General features: G+C 71.2%; 18 protein-coding genes. 5 read left to right on the top strand and 13 right to left on the bottom strand.

Translation table 11 applies throughout. The features are described from left to right. Positions 1–3: 3 nt before the first annotated feature. Positions 4–696 (bottom strand): histidine phosphatase family protein, encoded by a 693-nt coding sequence (locus M2165_RS05675; protein WP_280817479.1) that lies wholly within the window; start codon positions 694–696, stop codon positions 4–6. A gap of 144 nt (positions 697–840) precedes the next feature. On the opposite strand from M2165_RS05675, the gene M2165_RS05680 reads away from it, so the two are divergent. After that, entirely contained in the window at positions 841–1,542 is a 702-nt protein-coding gene (locus tag M2165_RS05680) for an alpha/beta fold hydrolase (protein WP_280813698.1), read from the top strand. Here M2165_RS05680 and pcp read toward each other — a convergent pair. The 7 genes from pcp to M2165_RS05715 all read right to left on the bottom strand — a co-directional run bounded on the left by pcp (position 1,530) and on the right by M2165_RS05715 (position 6,616). Beyond that, positions 1,530–2,189, bottom strand: coding sequence for a pyroglutamyl-peptidase I (gene pcp / locus M2165_RS05685; protein ID WP_280813699.1), 660 nt, complete (start codon positions 2,187–2,189; stop codon positions 1,530–1,532). The two genes, M2165_RS05680 and pcp, sit on opposite strands and share 13 nt — an antisense overlap. A 4-nt stretch (positions 2,190–2,193) precedes the next feature. Next, on the bottom strand, positions 2,194–2,934 hold the full coding sequence (gene pxpA / locus M2165_RS05690; RefSeq protein ID WP_280813700.1) for a 5-oxoprolinase subunit PxpA: 741 nt from the start codon (positions 2,932–2,934) through the stop codon (positions 2,194–2,196). A 48-nt stretch (positions 2,935–2,982) separates the two neighbouring features. Beyond that, on the bottom strand, positions 2,983–3,993 hold the full coding sequence (locus M2165_RS05695; RefSeq protein ID WP_280813701.1) for a biotin-dependent carboxyltransferase family protein: 1,011 nt from the start codon (positions 3,991–3,993) through the stop codon (positions 2,983–2,985). After that, positions 3,990–4,643: a 5-oxoprolinase subunit PxpB gene (gene pxpB, locus M2165_RS05700; protein WP_280813702.1), complete on the bottom strand. Its 654-nt coding sequence runs from the start codon at positions 4,641–4,643 to the stop codon at positions 3,990–3,992. Before pxpB ends, M2165_RS05695 begins: the two co-directional genes overlap by 4 nt. 141 nt (positions 4,644–4,784) lie before the next feature. Further along, positions 4,785–5,285, bottom strand: a complete 501-nt coding sequence (gene coaD, locus M2165_RS05705) for a pantetheine-phosphate adenylyltransferase (RefSeq protein WP_280813703.1) — start codon at positions 5,283–5,285, stop codon at positions 4,785–4,787. Positions 5,286–5,328: 43 nt separating this feature from the next. Further along, complete coding sequence (locus M2165_RS05710; RefSeq protein ID WP_280813704.1) at positions 5,329–5,991, bottom strand: RsmD family RNA methyltransferase; 663 nt, start codon at positions 5,989–5,991, stop codon at positions 5,329–5,331. Positions 5,992–6,025: 34 nt separating this feature from the next. Beyond that, entirely contained in the window at positions 6,026–6,616 is a 591-nt protein-coding gene (locus tag M2165_RS05715; protein WP_280813705.1) for a LysE family transporter, read from the bottom strand. 126 nt (positions 6,617–6,742) lie between these two features. On the opposite strand from M2165_RS05715, the gene M2165_RS05720 reads away from it, so the two are divergent. Continuing rightward, entirely contained in the window at positions 6,743–7,651 is a 909-nt protein-coding gene (locus tag M2165_RS05720; RefSeq protein ID WP_280813706.1) for a LysR family transcriptional regulator ArgP, read from the top strand. Positions 7,652–7,671: 20 nt separating this feature from the next. Here the strand turns inward: M2165_RS05720 and M2165_RS05725 are convergent, their stop codons facing one another. Together M2165_RS05725 and M2165_RS05730 are read right to left on the bottom strand one after the other, a co-directional pair. Continuing rightward, the gene (locus tag M2165_RS05725) at positions 7,672–9,009 is read right to left on the bottom strand and encodes a pitrilysin family protein (RefSeq protein ID WP_280813707.1); all 1,338 of its coding nucleotides are present in this window, start codon (positions 9,007–9,009) and stop codon (positions 7,672–7,674) included. A 23-nt stretch (positions 9,010–9,032) separates the two neighbouring features. Then, complete coding sequence (locus M2165_RS05730) at positions 9,033–10,490, bottom strand: pitrilysin family protein (protein ID WP_280813708.1); 1,458 nt, start codon at positions 10,488–10,490, stop codon at positions 9,033–9,035. Between the two features lie 29 nt (positions 10,491–10,519). Between M2165_RS05730 and ftsY the strand changes: the two genes are divergently transcribed. Continuing rightward, a complete protein-coding gene (gene ftsY / locus M2165_RS05735; RefSeq protein ID WP_280813709.1) occupies positions 10,520–11,755 on the top strand; it encodes a signal recognition particle-docking protein FtsY in 1,236 nt (411 codons plus the stop codon). A 78-nt stretch (positions 11,756–11,833) separates the two neighbouring features. Here the strand turns inward: ftsY and M2165_RS05740 are convergent, their stop codons facing one another. From M2165_RS05740 to M2165_RS05750, 3 genes are all read right to left on the bottom strand, one after another. Next, positions 11,834–12,658 (bottom strand): hypothetical protein, encoded by an 825-nt coding sequence (locus M2165_RS05740; RefSeq protein ID WP_280813710.1) that lies wholly within the window; start codon positions 12,656–12,658, stop codon positions 11,834–11,836. 316 nt (positions 12,659–12,974) lie between these two features. Next, complete coding sequence (locus tag M2165_RS05745; RefSeq protein WP_280813711.1) at positions 12,975–14,798, bottom strand: hybrid sensor histidine kinase/response regulator; 1,824 nt, start codon at positions 14,796–14,798, stop codon at positions 12,975–12,977. Beyond that, a complete protein-coding gene (locus M2165_RS05750) occupies positions 14,795–15,457 on the bottom strand; it encodes a response regulator transcription factor (protein ID WP_280813712.1) in 663 nt (220 codons plus the stop codon). The genes M2165_RS05745 and M2165_RS05750 overlap by 4 nt, the downstream gene beginning before the upstream one ends. 225 nt (positions 15,458–15,682) lie before the next feature. Between M2165_RS05750 and M2165_RS05755 the strand changes: the two genes are divergently transcribed. Both M2165_RS05755 and rpoH read left to right on the top strand, forming a co-directional pair. Beyond that, a complete protein-coding gene (locus tag M2165_RS05755) occupies positions 15,683–16,147 on the top strand; it encodes an Mpo1-like protein (RefSeq protein WP_280813713.1) in 465 nt (154 codons plus the stop codon). A 146-nt stretch (positions 16,148–16,293) separates the two neighbouring features. Further along, the gene (gene rpoH, locus M2165_RS05760) at positions 16,294–17,235 is read left to right on the top strand and encodes an RNA polymerase sigma factor RpoH (protein WP_280813714.1); all 942 of its coding nucleotides are present in this window, start codon (positions 16,294–16,296) and stop codon (positions 17,233–17,235) included. Positions 17,236–17,261: the final 26 nt, after the last annotated feature.

The raw sequence follows: 17,261 nt of genomic DNA on the forward strand, positions 1-17,261 counted from the left end.
GGCTCAGTCCTTGGCGAGATGCCGGTGCTGGTCGTAGGTCGGCTGCGGCGGCAGGTCGGCCAGATGGCGCGTGTCGGCCCATTCGACGATCTCGATCGCGTCGGGCCGCGCCGGATCGGCCATGCGGATGCGGTTGAAGCCCGCATTGGGGATCTCGCTCTGGCGCGGCCCGCTGAGGCTGAGGCCGCGCGCGGTGCGCCACACCATGTCGAGCACGCCGCCGTGCGTGACCACGACCACGCGCCGGCCGCGGTGTTCGGCCGCGAGCGCGCCCAGCGCCGCGACGATGCGCGCATGGAACTCGCGCGCCGACTCGCCCTCGGGCATCGCATGATCCTCGCGGAATTCGAGCCACTGCTCCCAGGCGCGCGGATGCTGCGCCTGGATCTCGTCGGCGCGCATTCCTTCGACGATGCCGAAGTGCTGCTCGCGCAGGCTCACCGAGGTCACCACCGGCAGCGCGAGCTGCAGCGCCGCGGGCGCCGCGGTCTGCTGCGCGCGCATCAGGTCGCTGCTGACGAGGTGCTGCGCCGTCTCGCCCGCGAGCCGCAGGCCGAGGCGGCGCGCCTGCTCGTGCCCGATGTCGTTCAGCGGCACGTCGGCATGGCCCTGGAAGCGCAGCTCGCGGTTCCAGGCCGTTTCGCCGTGGCGGATCAGGATGAATTCCGTGGAAGCGGAGGCGTCGGATGAGGGCATGGGCATGGAACGCCCATTGTCCACGGCGGGCGTGACGCCCGGGCGCCGGCCGACGCCGTCTGTTGCAGCGCCGCCACCTGCGCGCCGGCGCAGGGGATGCCCAGGTGATATGCGCCGGCCGGCCCATGGCGCAGAATCCGGCCCATGCCCCACCTGGTCCTGCTGCCTGGCCTCGCCTGCGACGAGCGCCTCTGGGAAGCGCAGCTTCCCGTTCTGCCGCCTGCGCTCGAAGCCCGCGTGAGCGACGCCCACATGCGCCACGACACCATCGAGGCGATGGCCGCGGCCGTGCTGCGCGACAACGACGGCATGCTCGTGCTCTGCGGCGCCTCGATGGGCGGCATGGTCGCGATGGAGGCCGCGCGGCAGGCGCCCGACCGCATCGCCGGCCTTGCGCTGCTCGGCACCAATGCCCGGCCCGAGACACCCGAGATGGCCGAGCTGCGCGAGAGCGCGATCGCCCTTTTCGCGCGCGGTGAGCTGCGCGACGTGATCGAGCCCAACACCGTGTTCGCGTTCCATCCGGCGCAGGCGGCCGACGATGCCCTGGTGCAGCGCTACCTCGAGATCGTGCTCGACGCGGGCGCGCAGCAGCTCATCCACCAGAACCGCGCGGTGATGCGCCGACCGGACGCACGCCAGCATCTGCCGTCGCTGCGCATGCCGGTGCTGCTGATGTGCGGCGACACCGACCGCCTCACGCCGCCCGACTGCACGCGCGAGATGGCGGCGCTGATGCCGCATGCGCAGGTGGTGTGGGTGCCGCAGTGCGGCCACATGCTGACGATGGAGAAGCCCGCGCTCGTGAACGCGGCGCTCTCCGCCTGGCTGGCTCAGTGGAGCTGACCGCCGGTCTCGGCCACGTCCTTCTCGACGGCGAGCGCGGTCGCCACCGCCACGCGCAGCGCCTCGGTCATGGTGGCGAGCGCCATGCTCGGTGCGCCGGGGAAGCGCGCCGCCTGCTCGGGCAGGTAGGGAATGTGGATGAAGCCGCCGCGCAAGCCCGGCGCCGGGTGCGTGGCGATGCGGTGCATCAGGCCGTAGAAGATGTGGTTGCAGACGAAGGTGCCGGCGGTGTTCGACACCGACGCCGGAATGCCCGCGGCGCGCAGGTCACGCACGATGGCCTTGATCGGCAGGGTCGAGAAGTACGCCGCCGGACCGCCGGGCACCACGGGCCGGTCGATCGGCTGCCGGCCCGCGTTGTCGGCAATGCGGCCGTCGTCGATGTTGATCGCCACGCGCTCGGGCGTGATCTCCGCGCGGCCGCCGGCCTGGCCCACGCACAGCACGAGCCGCGGCTGCAGCGCGTCCATCGCGCGGCCCAGCGCCTCGATCGCATCGCCGAACACGCAGGGCATCCGGCGCGCATGCACGGTGGCACCACCGCACTGCCAGCCGTCGAGCGCATGCACCGCTTCCCATGAAGGGTTGAGCGCTTCGCGGTCGAAGGGATCGAAGCCGGTCAGCAGGACCGAGGGGCGCCGTGCCACGGTCTCAGGCCAGCGCGCGGACCGCGATGCCTTCCTGCTCGAGCCGCTCGCGGATGCGGCGCGCGAAGGCGAGCGCATGCGCGCCGTCGCCGTGCAGGCACACGGTCTGGGCGTTGACCGGCACGCTGCTGCCGTCGATGGCGGTGACCTTGCGGTCGCGCACGAGCGAGAGCGTCTGCGCGAGCGACTGCGCTTCGTCCTCGATCAGCGCGCCGGGCTGGCTGCGCGGCACCAGGCTGCCGTCGGGCATGTAGCCGCGGTCGGCGAACACTTCTTCGACCGGCGTGAGGCCGGCGCGCCGTGCGGCGTCGATCATGCCGCTGCCCGCGAGACCGAAGAACTTCAGCGAAGGATCGAAGCGCCGCACCGCTTCGCACAGCGCCGCGGCGAGTTCGGGCTCCTTCACCGCCTGGTTGTAGAGCTGGCCGTGCGCCTTCACATGCGAAAGCCTGCCGCCCTCGGCCTTGACGATCGCCGCCAGCGCGCCGACCTGGTAGAGCACGTTGGCCACGATCTCGTCAGACGGCAGGTGCATGGTGCTGCGACCGAAGTTCTCGCGGTCGGGAAAGCTCGGATGGGCGCCGATCGCCACGCCGCGCGCCAGCGCCCAGCGCACGCATTGCTGCATGGTCTTGGCATCGCCCGCATGCCAGCCGCAGGCGATGTTGGCCGAGCTCACGAGGCCGAGCAGCGCTTCGTCGCTGCCCGCGCCTTCGCCGAGGTCGGCATTGAGGTCGATTTGCATGGGGTCTCTTCCTTCTTCGGCGGATACCCGCGCCGCCGCTTGCACAGTCTATGCCGCCCGCGGCCAGCCCGCTGCCGCCAGGCCTTGCGCCACCTGCGCGAGATAGCGCTGCTGCCCGGCCCAGGCTGCGAGCGCCGCGGCCATGTCGACCTGCACCAGCCGCAGCCGGCCGTCGAGCGGCGCCTGCGCGAGCTTCCAGAGGTCGGCGCGGATCACCACGCCGATGCGCGGATAGCCGCCGGTGGTCTGCGCGTCGCCCATCAGGATGATCGGCTGGCCCGAGGGCGGCACCTGGATGGTGCCGGGGATCACGCCCGACGACAGCATGTCGATGTTGCGCGCGCGCTGGAGTTCGGCGCCGGCGAGCCGGCTGCCCATGCGGTTGCTCTGCGGCGTGATGCGCCAGCGCTCGCGCCAGAGCAGCGCCTGCGAGGCCGCGGTGAACTGCTCGAACTCCGGCCCCGGCAGCACGCGCAGCGCGATGGCGCCGTCGTCGGCGTGCGGCGCTGCGTCGTCCCACGCCGGGCCGCGCAGGCCGAAGGGCCGCCGGGCCAGCTGCGCGGCATCGAGCGCCGCCGCGCCAAGCGGGAGCCGGTCGCCCTTGCGCAGCGCCCGGCCCTCGTGCCCGCCGAAACCCGCCTTCAGGTCGGTGCTGCGCGAGCCGAGCACGGGCGGCACGTCGATGCCGCCTGCCACCGCCAGCCAGCTGCGCAGCCCCGCCTTGCCGGCGCCCGCCGGGTTGGCGCCCGCGAGCCGCAGCGTCTGCCCCGCGGCGACCGGCATGCTCCAGCAGGGCCAGACCGGCGTGCCGTCGAGCGTGGCGCCGAAGCCGTCGCCGGTCAGTGCGATGCGCGTGTCGGTCTCGAAGCGCAGCTCGCAGCCGCCCATCGCGATCTCGAGGCCCGCCGCGCCGTCCGCATTGCCCACCAGCCGGTTCGCCAGCGTGAGGGCCAGCGCATCGAGCGCGCCGCCCGGGCAGACGCCGAGGCGCCGATGCCCGTGGCGTCCGAGGTCCTGCACCGAGGCCTGCATGCCCGGCTTCAGCACCAGCATCGTCATGTCTGCACGCTCTCGACGACGAAGCGCACGCGGTCGCCCGGGCGCAGCAATGTGGGCGACTCGGCCTTCGGATCGAAGAGTTCGAGCGGGGTGCGGCCGATCAGCCGCCATCCGCCCGGCGACACCAGCGGGTAGATGCCCGTCTGCTCGCCGCCGATGCCGACCGAGCGCGCCGGCACCGCGAAGCGCGGTTCCGCGCGCCGCGGCGTGGCGAGCTCGGGCGGCAGCCCGCCCATGAAGGCGAAGCCCGGCAGGAAGCCGAGCAGGTACACCACGTACTCCGCCTCGCTGTGGCGGCGCACCACCTCGGCCGGCGTGAGCCTCGTGTGGGCCGCGACGTCGGCCAGATCGGGTCCGTGCTCGCCGCCGTAGGCCACGGGGATCTCCACCGTCCTGCCTTCCACCGCGGCCACCGAGAGCGCGGGCCAGGCCTCGCTCACGCGCTGCATCAGCGCATCGATGCCGGTGACGGTCGGGTCGAAGGTCAGCGTGAGGTTGTTCATGCCGGGCAGCACCTCGCCCACGCCAGGCCATTGCTGCACCTCTGCGCCGAGCGCCCAGATCTGCTGCTGCTGCGCGAGCGTGGCCGGCGCGGGCAGCTCGCACAGCAGTGCCGCGTCGCCCAGCGGATGCAGACGGGGAAGGGACATGCCGCTCACGTCACACCCGCTCGCAACAGCGCACTGCCCAGGCGCGAGACACCGCGGAACCGGCTCCGTCGGGCCACAGGCGTCGCCCCCGGCGAGGGGGTTGGCGAAGCGACACGAAGTGCGCGCAGCCTGGGGGAGAGCCTATTCACCAATGCTGCGAACCTTGGCCGCGAGCTGCTTCTCCACGTCGGTGGAGACGAACTTGTGGACTTCGCCGCCGAGCATGGCGATCTCGCGCACGAAGGTGCTCGAGATGAACTGGTATTTGTCGCTGGGCGTCAGGAACACGGTCTCGACGTCGGGCATCAGCGAACGGTTCATGCCGGCGAGCTGGAATTCGTAGTCGAAGTCGGTCACCGCGCGCAGGCCGCGCACCATGGCCTTGCCGCCGCGCGCCACCACGAAGTCGCGCAGCAGGCCCGAGAAGCTCTCGACCGTGACGCTCCCGCCGTAGGGCTTCACCGCCTCGCGCGCCATGTCGATGCGTTCCTGCAGCGAGAACAGCGCCTTCTTGTGATGGCCCGCCGCGACCGCGACGATGACCCTGGAAAACAGCTGCGTCGCGCGCCGCACCACGTCCTCGTGGCCGAGGGTGATGGGGTCGAAGGTGCCGGGATAAACCGCGATCACGTTGCTGGCCATGGTTGCTTCCTCCTCATGCAGCCGGTGCGGCTTGGTCGGCGGATTATGCAGCCCCGTTCGCGGCATGCCGCAGCAGGTGCGCATGCACCGCGCCCGCCTTGAGGTAACGAAATTCAACAAGGCCGAGCGCCGCGAGCGCCTCGGCGCTCCAGCGCTGCGGCGCTTCGAGGTAGACGACGCCCTCGGCCTTCGCGGCGCGCGCGGCGGCGCCCAGCGCGGGTTCGTAGAGCGCGGCGTCGTCGAAGGGCGGATCGAGGAAGACCGCATCGATGCTGCCCGCGGGCGTCCGCTCGAGCAGGCTCAGGCCGTTGCCGCGCTCGATGCGCACGGCCTCGGCCGAGAGCTTGTTCTTCATGGCCTGCAGTTGCGCCACCAGTGCCGGGTCCTGCTCGCACAGCAGCACGCTCGCGGCGCCGCGCGAGGCGGCCTCGAGCCCCAGCGCCCCGGTGCCCGCGAAGGCATCGACGCAGTGCCACCCCGGCAGTTCGCCGCCGCCGGCACCCGCCAGGCTTGCGAGCCAGTTGAACAGCGTTTCGCGCACGCGGTCCGGCGTGGGACGCAGGCCGGGCCGGTCGGCAACCGCCAGCCGGGTGCGCTTCCATTCGCCGCCGATGATGCGCACCTCGTGCGGCCGCGCGCCGCGCGGCGAGGGCGAAGCGGCGGGACGGCGGCCGGCTTCGGCCTTGGGGGTCTTCTGCTGGGGCATGCGGCGAGCTTAACGCCGCCGCGCGCAACAGCCCCTAGACGCCGAGCAGCGCCCGGCGCGCGAGCGCCGCCGCGAGCACCAGCATCGTGCCGCCGATCAGCAGGTCGAGCAGTTGCCAGGCCCGCGGCCGCGCGAACACCGGCGCGAGCCAGCGCGCGCCGAAACCCAGGGCCGAGAACCACAGCGCGCTCGCGAGCGCCGAGCCGGCGACGAACCAGGCCTTGAGCGAACCCGCGTACTGCGCGCCGGTGCCGCCCACGAGCAGGACCGTGTCGAGGTAGACGTGGGGATTCAGCAAGGTGAAGCCCGCCGCCTGCGCGAGCACCGCCGCGCGCGAGAGCGATGCGCCCTGCGCCGCGGTGCGCAGCGCCCCGGCCTTGCGCGAACGCCAGAGCGCACGCAACCCGTAGCCGCCGAGGAACAGCGCGCCGAGCCCCGCGAGCACGGCGGCGAACTCCGGCCGGCCCTTCAGCGCCTGCGCCATGCCGGCCACCCCGGCGCCGATCAGCACCGCGTCGCTCGCCGCGCAGAACAGCACCACCGCACTCACGTGCTCGCGCCGCAGGCCCTGGCGCAGCACGTAGGCGTTCTGCGCGCCGATGGCGACGATGAGCACCAGGCTCATGAAGAGCCCGTTTGGCGAAGGCGGGGGTGACTTGTTCGAGCGACATGGCGCGGAGCTTGCCCTTGGGCGCCGATTAACTCAAACTAAACTTCCTAAGCCATCTTCAGTTCTTCTAATTCACCAGCCATGCTCGACTATGCCGCCCTCAACGCCCTCGCCGCGGTCGTGCGCGAAGGCAGCTTCGAGCGCGCCGCACGGGCGCTCAACGTCACGCCCTCGGCCGTGTCGCAGCGCGTGAAGCTGCTCGAGGAGCGCACGGGCGGCGCGCTGCTGGTGCGCGGTTCGCCCTGCGTCGCCACGGAGGCCGGGCAGCAGCTCTGCCGGCATGTGGAACGCGTGGGCATGCTCGAGCACGAACTGCGCGAGGCGCTTCCCGCGCTCGGCATGGGCGGCGATGCGGCCGAGCGCGTCACCGTGCGCGTGGCGGTGAACGCCGACAGCCTGGCCACGTGGTTCATGGCCGCCGCCGCGGCCTTTGCGGGGCAGGAGGCCTCCGCCCTCCTCGACCTGACGGTCGACGACCAGGACCACACGGCCGAGCGCCTGCGCAGCGGCGCGGTGCTGGCCGCGGTGACCGCGCTCGCGCAACCGGTGGCGGGCTGCAACAGCGAAGCGCTGGGCACCATGCACTACGTGGCGGCCGCGAGCCCGGCCTTCGTCGAGCGCCACTTCGCCAAGGGCGTGGGCGCGCGCACGCTCGCCAGCGCGCCGAGCCTGGTGTTCGACCGCAAGGACCGGCTGCAGGCGCGCTGGGTGCGGCGCATCTGCCACCGCAGCGTGGAGACGCCGAGGCACTGGCTGCCGTCGGCGCAGGGTTTCGTCGAGGCCGCGCGCGCCGGCATGGGCTGGGGCATGCATCCGCTGAGCATGGTGGCCGATGCGCTGCGAAGCGGCGCGCTGGTGGAGCTGGTGCCGGGCTCGATGCTGCCAGTGCCGCTCTACTGGCAGCAGGCGCGCGCGGCGCCGGCACTGCTGGAGCGGCTCAAGGCCGCGGTGCGCACCGCCGCCCGCAGCGGCGCGCATGCGTTGCGCTGAACCGGCCGCGCCGTCCGGCGCTACTGGCCGCCCACCACCACTGTCGCCATGCGCGCGGGCTGCAGCTTGCGCGCGAAGGCGGCGCGCACCTCGGCGCCGGTGACCGCGTTCATGCGCGCGGTCCAGGTGTCGAGGTAGTCGAGCGGCAGGTCGTACCAGGCGATGTTGGCCACGTTGCCGATGAGCTTGCGGTTGCTGTCGAGCAGCAGCGGAAAGCCGCCGATCAGGTTGTCCTTCGCGGCCTGCAGCTCGCTCGCGGTCGGCCCTTCGGCCACGAACTTCGCGAGCACCTCGCGCGCGACCTTCACGGCCTCCTCCGCCTGGTCGGGGCGCGTCTGGAACCCGACGCGGAACGCGCCCGCATCGAGCCCCGGCGCAAAGCCGCTGTAGACGCTGTAGGCCAGGCCGCGCTTCTCGCGCACTTCGTTGGTCAGGCGCGAGACGAAGCCGCCGCCGCCGAGCACGTAGTTGCCGAGCGTGAGCGCGAAGTGGTCCGGGTCCTTGCGCGGGTAGCCGGGCTGCCCGATCAGCACATGGGCCTGCGCCGATGCGAAGGGAATGCGCTCGTCCTTCGGCGCCGCCAGGGCTTCGACCGGCGCGACCGCCGGCAGCGGCGTGCAGGCCTCGGGGCCCGGCAGCCGCGAGAGCAGCGCGGTCGCCATGGCCTCCGCCTCGGCGCGGGTCACGGCGCCGACGATGCTGAGCTTGGCGCGGCACGGCACGATGAGCTGCGCGTAGCGCTGCCGCATGGCGGCGGTGTCGATGCGCGCGAGCGTCGCCTCGGTCACCTCCAGCCCGTAGGGATGGCTGCCGTAGACGGCCTGCGCGAAGGCGCGACCCGCGATGGTGCCGGGCTTCGTGTTGGCTTCGCGCAGGGCCGCGCCGATGCGCTCGCGCTCGCGCTGCCACACGTCGTCCGGGAAGGCCGGCTCGCCGATCTCGCGCGCCGCGAGCGCCACCGCCCGGGCACGCAGCGACGGTTCGGACAGCGTGCGCAGCGAGTAGCTCGCGCGGTCGTTGCCCACGCTGGTGCCGAACTGCGCGCCCAGGTCGGCCCAGGCTTCGCCGAGTGCGTTCTCGTCGAGCGCCGGCTCCCCGTCCCGGCCGGCGCGCACGCCCTTCTCGACCATGGTGGCGCTCACGCTCGCGAGGCCGGCCTGCGCCGCCGGATCGCGCCGGCTGCCGGCATCGAAGTCGATCTGCACGTCGACGATGGGCAGCGCATGGGTGGACACGAGATAGATCCGGGCACCGCTCGGCAGGCTCCAGTGCTCGATCGGCAACGCGGCCTGGGCGGCATGGGTGCCCGCGAGGGCGGCAACGGCGGCGAACAGCGTGGCGCGCAGGAGGTTCTTCATGGCTTTCATGGATTCCGGGCCTTTCAGCGCAACTCGCCCTGCGGCGCGGCGAAACCGCGGCCGCGCGGCCGGGCCTCGAGCGGCAGCGGCCGCAGCGTGGCCACCGTGAGCTGGTCGTCGCCGAAGTACCTGGCGGCCACCGCCTGCACCTGCTCGGCCGTCACGGCCTGCAGCCTGGCGACGATGCGCGCGCTGGCATCGAGCGGCAGCCCCTGCACCCAGTTGCTGCCGAGTTCGCGCGCCTGCGCCATCACCGAATCGCGCTTGTAGGTCTCGCTCGCGACCCACTGCGTCTTGACGCGCGCGAGCTCTGCCTCGCCCACGCCCTCCTTCGCGATGCGCGCCACCTCGGCGCGCAGCGCGGCCTCGACCGCCTCGGCGGTCTTTCCGTGCGCGGGCACGCCCACCAGCGTGAAGAGCTGCGGGCCGCGGCCGACGAGGCCCGAGTAGGCGCCGACGGAATCGGCCACGCGGTCCGGGCCCTGGGTCAGCGCGCGGTCGAGGCGCGAGCCGGTGTAGCCGTCGAGCACGGCCGAGAGGACCTCGAGCGCCCACACGTCGGGGCTGGTGCCCTCGATGCCGTTCTCCAGCTGCGGAATGCGGAAGGCGAGCGACACGTACGCCTGCTCGGCCGGCGCCTTGAACTCGATGCGGCGGATGCCGCGCTGGACGGGCTCGGTGCGCGGCTTGCGTGCGGGCACGGCGCGCGCGGGAATGCTGCCGTAGTACTTCTCGGCCAGCGCGCGCACCTTGGCCACGTCGACGTCGCCGGCCACCACCAGCGCGGCGTTGGCGGGCACGTACCAGCGGCGGAAGAAGGCGCGTGCGTCGTCGGGCGTCATCGCGTCGAGGTCGCTCATCCAGCCGACCACCGGCCGGTGGTACGGCGAGGCCATGAAGATCGCCGCGTTCTGCTGCTCGCCGAGCAGCGCGCGCGGCTGGTCCTCGGTGCGCAGGCGGCGCTCTTCCTTGACCACCTCGATCTCGCGCTTGAACTCGTCGTCGGACCACTGGTTGTTCGCGAAGCGGTCCGATTCGAGCTTCATGACCTGCTCCAGGCTGCCGACCGGAATCTGCTGGTAGTAGCCGGTGTAATCGCGCGTGGTGAAGGCGTTCTCCTGGCCGCCCAGCGCCGCGACGCGGCGCGAGAACTCGCCGGGCTTGATGTCCTTGGTGCCCTTGAACATCATGTGCTCGAGCACATGGGCCACGCCCGATGTTCCGTCGACCTCGTCCATCGAACCGACGCGAACCCAGAGCATCTGCACCGCGGTCGGCGCGCGCCGGTCGGGCTGCACGAGCAGCGTCATGCCGTTGGACAGGGTGAACTGCCGCGGCGCGGACGCCGCTTCCGGGGCGGCAGTGGCAGGGGCATCGGAAGGCGGGGCGGACTGCGCCCGGGCAGGCATGGCCCCGAGCGCCGAAAGCGCCATGGCCAGCACCGCACCGAACGCAACGCGGCGTGGCGAGGGGTGTTTCATAGAATGGGTCGGATTGTAAAAAGCGCCCGATGTTCAGTTTCTTCAAGAAAAAACCACCCGCCGATGCCCCCGCCGCCGAGCCGGCACCGGCCCCCGAGCCGGCTGCGGCGCCTGCGCCTGCGCCTGCGGCTGCCCCTTCGCGTTCGGTGTTCTCGCCCTCGAGCTGGTTCGGCGCGAAGCCGGCCGCGGAAGAGGCCCCGGCACCCGCCGCTGCGCCGGTGGAACCGCCCGCCGCGGTGCCGGCGCCACCGGCTGCGCCTGCGCCTGCGCCCGCACCTGTCGCGGCGCCCGCGCCCGTTGTTCCTCCACCCGCACCAGCGCCTGCCCCCGCGCCCGCACCCGTCGCCGAAGTCGCCGTGACGGCCGAGCGCAAGGGCTGGTTCGACAAACTCAAGACCGGCCTGCGCAAGACCGGCACCGGCATCCAGGCGGTGTTCGTCAATGCGCAGATCGACGATGCGCTCTACGAGGAGCTCGAAGCGGCGCTGCTGATGTCCGATGCCGGCGTCAAGGCCACCGAATACCTGCTCGACGACCTGCGCGGTCGCGTCAAGCGCCAGATGGCCACCGACGCCGCGCAGGTGAAGCGGCTGCTGGCCGAGGCGATCGCCGACCTGCTGCGGCCGCTCGAGAAGCCGCTCGTGATCGGCCGGTTCACACCGACCGTGATCATGGTGGCGGGCGTCAACGGCGCGGGCAAGACCACCTCGATCGGCAAGCTCACCAGGCACCTGTCCAACGAGGGCGCCTCGGTGCTGCTGGCTGCGGCGGACACCTTCCGCGCCGCCGCGCGCGAGCAATTGCTGGTGTGGGCCGACCGGAACACGGTCGAGATCGTGAGCCAGGAAGGCGGCGATCCCTCGGCCGTGAGCTTCGACGCGGTCAATGCGGGCAAGGCGCGCGGCAAGGACGTGGTGCTGGTCGACACCGCGGGCCGGCTGCCGACGCAGCTGCACCTGATGGACGAGCTGCGGAAGATCAAGCGCGTGGTCGCCAAGGCCGACGGCACGGCGCCGCACGAGGTGCTGCTCGTGATCGACGGCAACACCGGGCAGAACGCACTGGCCCAGGTCAAGGCCTTCGACGAGGCGCTGGGCCTCACGGGCCTGGTGGTGACCAAGCTCGACGGCACGGCCAAGGGCGGCGTGCTCTGCGCGATCGCACGCGAGCGGCCGATCCCGGTGTACTTCATCGGCGTGGGCGAGAAGCTCGAGGATCTCGAGACCTTCGACGCGCGCGAGTTCGCGCAGGCGCTGCTCGGATGAAAAAACGGCCCCGTACGGGGCCGTTTGTTTCACTGGCGGCGTTTCTTCCGCCGGCGCCGTGGCGCTCTTTCCTTCGCCTCAGAGTCCGAACGGCCCGGCGGGCACGCACATGAGGGACCCGGCGCAGCCGTTCGGCTTGAAGTAGAGACTGGTGGCCGTGCCGCCCGGCAGCAAGATCGGCCCGATGAGGCCGAAATGCGCCGCGCCCTGGGCGTTGGCCTGCGCGATGAGCGCCGCCATGCCGGCTTGCGGTTCGAGCGCCTGGTAGTTGAAGGTGGCCGCCTGCGAGGTGTCCTTCACATACAGATGGACGGTCCCGTCCGAGAAGCCGTACAGGCCGCGGAAACGGAAACCGCGGGAACCTCGTTCCTCGAACTGGGCCATGGCATCGCTGGCGCTGCCGGGAACCTCGCCAAGCTCCGTCGCGTAGATCGCGCTGCCGGACGTGTTCTTCTCGTAGATCGCGCGGCTCGCCGAGACACCGAACTGGAACATGGGCACCGAGGGGTAATAGCCCTCCGCACCCTGTGCGTTGGCCTGGGCCAGGTAGTCCGCCTTGGTGGCTGCAGGAGGCTCCGCGCGATAGCTGTAGGTGCTTGGCGCGTCGCCGTCCTTGCGGAAGATGTGCAGGAAGCTGCCGTTGACCATCACGAGGCCGCCCCACCGGAAGCCGCGCGCGCCGGCCTCGTTGGCCTGGGCCAGGAACGCGTCCGCGTCGGCAGGGTTCTTCAGCTCGTAGCTGTAGGTCGCATCGGCGTACTTCACGTAGACGTCGCCGCTTTCCGGCGGTACCGCGCTGCCGGCACTCAGCGGGCCGAGATAGCGGAAGCCGCGCGCGCCCTGCTGCGCGAGCGCAGCCTGGAAAGCGTCCGCGTCGGCGGGGAACGGCAACTGCTCGTACATGAAGGTCTGCGTGGCCGGAGCGGGCGCGGGCGCCGGCGGCGGGGGCGGCGGTGAAGGCGGCGGGGGCGGTGGTGGGGGTGGCGGCGGTGGCAGCATGAATCCACCGCCTCCGCCCCCACCGCCGCCTCCACCACAGGCCGTCAACGTCAACATGACGGCGGTTGCCGCGGCCACCGCGACTGGCTTGAATTTCATGGATACCCTCCTGTGTCAATGAGGAGGCGAAGGTACGTGGCGGGCCGGGCGGTCACCAGTGCCTAAAGTCACGAGCCATGCGGGCAAGCAGCAGCTACTGCCGGCAACGCATCCCAAAGCACTACTTTTGCGCGGCTTCGGCGCCGATCGCCTGCTTCATCGCGTGCAGCAGGGAGTCGGCGCCGACGGGCTTGAACAGCACCGGAATGCCCGATTCGCGGACGCGCTGCAGCCGATCGGGCGAGGTCTCGCCGGTCACGAGCAGCAGCGGCAAGGCGGCCGCGCCGCCGCGGCCCTCCCGGCAGAGCCGCAGGCCCACGTCGAGCCCGTCGGCGCCGTCGGCCAGCCGGTAGTCGCACATCAGCAGGTCGAAGGGCCGTGCTTCGCGCCGGGCCTGTTCCAGCACGGCGGCCGCGCCGGCTTCGTCCTCCACCGCGGACGCATCGACGCCGTACGAGCGCAGCAGGCCGGTCATGGCCTCCCGGATGTCCGACTCGTCGTCGAGCAGCAGCACCCGCGCGGGCAGCGCGGAAGCGGCGCGGCGCATCGCCTGCTGGCGGCCCTCGGCCAGGCCGGCCGCCAGCAGCCCGGGCGGCGAAGCCGGCTGCGCGCTCATCGCGGGGAGCACCACGCGGAAGTGGGTCCCGCGGCCGGGCCGCGAATGCATCTCCACCGGATGCCCCAGCAGCCGCGAGAGGCGCTGCACGATCGACAGGCCGATGCCGAGCCCGCGCGAGCGGTCGCGGCCGGGATTGTCGACCTGATAGAACTCCTCGAAGATGCGCATCGATTGTTCGGGCGCAATGCCGATGCCGGTGTCCCGCACCTCGATCCACACCATCTCCTGGCGCCTGCGTGCCGTGACGGTCACGCCGCCCTGCACGGTGTACTTGAGCGCGTTGTCCACCAGGTTGGAAAGCATGCGGTGCAGCAGCTGCGGATCGCTGCGCACCCACAGGCCGCTGGCGCGCACGCGCAGCTGGAGCTGCTTTTGATCCGCCTGCGCCGAGAAGGTGTGGTTGAGCGGCAGGAAGAGCGCATCGAGCTGCACCGCCTGGAACGCCGGCGTGATCACGCCGGCGTCGAGCCGCGAGATGTCGAGCATGGTGTCCAGCGAAGCGCCCAGTGCGTTCACGGCACGCATCAGCCGCTCGGCGTTCCGGCTCTCCGGCCTGCCGCGCAGCTCGTTCTCGAGCGCGGCGCCGAAGAGCGCGATCGCATGCAGCGGCTGGCGCAGGTCATGGCTCGCCGCGCCCAGGAAGCGGCTTTTCTCCCTGCTCGCGCGCTCGGTGGCGGCGATCTGCTCGCCGAGCCGGCTCGCGAGCGCCTCGTTCTCGAAGCGCAGCATCAGCGACTCGGTGAGCAGCCGGTGCTGGCGGATGCCCGCATGCAGCGTGAGCGTCAGGTAGGCCGCGCCAGCCGCCGCGAGGAACAGGTGCAACCCGTCGCCCTGCCAGGCCAGCGCCGCGATCAGGCCCAGCGACATGGGCAGCGTGTAGCCGAAGAGCGCCGCCTTCAGCGGCCAGAGCGATTGCGCCGCGCGCGCGCAACTGCCCACGATCACCGCCATCAGCAGCGAGGTCATCGGCAGGTTGCCCGTCGGCACGATCAGCCACGGCACCACCGCCGTGACCATGCTGACGAGCGTGACCAGCCGCGTGATCTTGCGCGCCCAGTACGGACTTTCGGCCGCCGGGCGCGAGGGGTTCCAGCGCGGCGTGAAGAACACGTAGACGTCGGCGAGCATCAGCCCCGCCATCCAGAACAGCAGCCGCGGGTCGCCGAGCTGCGAGAAGATGATGCCGCCGAACACCGCCACGAAGCCGAAGTGCGTCAGCGTCGAAGCGCTGTAGGTCTCGTACACCGACGAGACGTGTTCGCGCAGGACGCGCTGGCCGAGCACGGTGTCGGCCGCCGGATCGATCGGAACGGCGACCGTGCTCAATGCAGCGCGCTGATCAGCTGGGACCGGGAACGCATGCCGAACAGCAGGAGGATCGTCGAGACGTGGTTCTTGACCGTGCCTTCGCTGAGATTGGCAAGCTGGGCGATTTCCTTGTTGGCCTTGCCCTCGAGCACCCACTGCAGCACCTGCATCTGGCGCGGCGTGAGTTCCTGCCAGGCACTGGCATGGGGAAGATCGGCCGCCGCACCGGCGGTACGCGACGGCGCGGCGGACGAGGGCGGCATCTCGGTCGGCTGGCCGCCGAGCAGGCCGCAGGCGCGGATGAATCCCACCACTTCCTTCAGGTCGGCCGATTTCGGCAGGAAGGCGCTCGCCCCCATCGCCAGCGCCCCCTGCGCCAGCGAGGTGTTGCCGGTGCCCGACAGCACGACGATGCGCGCCGCCGGATGGCGCAGGCGGAATTCCGCCAGGCCGCTGAGGCCGCGCGCGTCCGGCAGCGCGAGGTCCAGCAGCACGAGGCTGATGGACGCGCGGTGCTTGTCGTAGAGCGCCAGTGCGTCCGCGACATTGCCGGCCTCGAACACCTCGATGCCGGCCCCCTGCGAGGCCGCCTGCGCCTGGACCAGCGCGCACACGCCCAGCCGCAGCAGGTCGTGATCGTCCACCACCAGAATGGCGGCCGGCCGCGCCGCCGGCATGGCGGCTTCCGGCGGTGGAGGGTCGGAAGACGGAGTTTCGAGCGAAGCCACGCGATCGATCTTAGCGACGGCGCGGCGCCGCAACAGTGCCCTTCGTCATGCCGTCGCGGGGGAGACATGCGCTTCTCGCTACTATTTTCATAGCGAAACACTTGCCATCGCCCGGCCGCGGGCGCACCATTCGAGCAGTTCGCCCCCGACGCAGGCGACGATCAGGAGACAGCCATGATGCACACCGCCGACGCCCCCCTGGCCGCAGGCGACCGCAAGGTCGACCGGCTGCTGGCCCACTACGGGGAGAGCCACCGCCATCCGACCAACGAGCTGATCCACTTCATCGCCATACCCGCGATCATGCTGAGCCTGGTCGGCCTGCTGTTCGCGATTCATCCGTGGGTCGCCTATGTCTTCGTGGCCGCCAGCCTCGTCTACTACGCCACGCTGCGCTCGCCTGCCTTTCTGATCACCATGCTGATCGGCACGGCGGCGGTTCTGGCGCTGGTCCACGCGATGGGCGACCTTGTTTTGCCGGTCTCCGTCGCCATCTTCGTGGTGGCATGGATCTTTCAGTTCGTCGGCCACAAGATCGAGGGCCGGAAACCTTCCTTCTTCGAAGACATCCAATACCTCTGGGTGGGGCCCCTGTTCGTACTCTCGAGGCTGTTCCTGCGCCTGGGTATCCGCTGGTAAGACTGCCGTCGGACACTGCCGCAGACCTGCCCGCCGGCCAGACTACAACGCTGGCTATCGGCACGATAGAGACTGCAGGGGAACCCAGGCTTTAGCACTCTCTCTAATCGAGTGCTAATATGCCCAATACAAAGGAGTTTCCCCTGATGACCACGCTGTCTGGAGCCTCTGCCAACCAGCTCGCCGTCGCCAATCCATGGTCGATGGTGCCGCCCCTGGGCAACCTGGATGCCTATATTTCGGCCGCCAACCGCCTGCCGATGCTCACGCTCGAAGAAGAGCAGGGCTACGCACGCCGTCTGCGCGACCACAACGACCTCGAAGCGGCCGGTGCGCTGATCCTCTCGCACCTGCGCCTCGTGGTGTCGATCTCGCGCCAGTACCTGGGTTACGGCCTGCCGCACGGCGACCTGATCCAGGAAGGCAACGTCGGCCTGATGAAGGCCGTGAAGCGCTTCGACCCGGACCAGGGCGTCCGGCTCGTGAGCTACGCCATGCACTGGATCAAGGCCGAGATCCACGAGTACATCCTGAAGAACTGGCGCATGGTCAAGGTCGCGACGACCAAGGCCCAGCGCAAGCTGTTCTTCAACCTGCGCTCGATGAAGCAGGGCTTCAAGGCCGATTCGGCCGCGGCCGACAACGGCACGCACCGCGAGACGCTGAGCCCCGACGAGGTCTCGCAGATGGCGACGAAGCTCAACGTCAAGCCGGAAGAAGTGCTCGAGATGGAAACCCGGCTCGCAGGCGGCGACGTGCTGCTCGATCCGAGCCCTTCCGACGACGGCGAAGAAGCCTTCGGACCGATCGCCTACCTGGCCGATGCGACGCAGGAGCCCACCGCGCTGCTCGAATCGCAGCAGCGCGACCGGCTCTCGAGCGACGGCATCGCGACCGCGCTCGAAGCGCTGGACGACCGCAGCCGCCGCATCGTCGAGGAGCGCTGGCTCAAGGTCAACGACGACGGCTCGGGCGGCATGACGCTGCACGACCTGGCGGCGGTCTACGGCGTCAGCGCCGAGCGCATCCGCCAGATCGAGGTGGCGGCCATGAAGAAGATGAAGAAGGCGCTCGCCGACTACGCCTGAGCGCGGCCGCTCGCGGCCACGACCGA

Origin of the sequence: Variovorax sp. TBS-050B (genome assembly GCF_029893635.1) — a bacterium.
In the GTDB taxonomy this organism is placed as follows: Bacteria; Pseudomonadota; Gammaproteobacteria; order Burkholderiales; family Burkholderiaceae_C; genus Variovorax.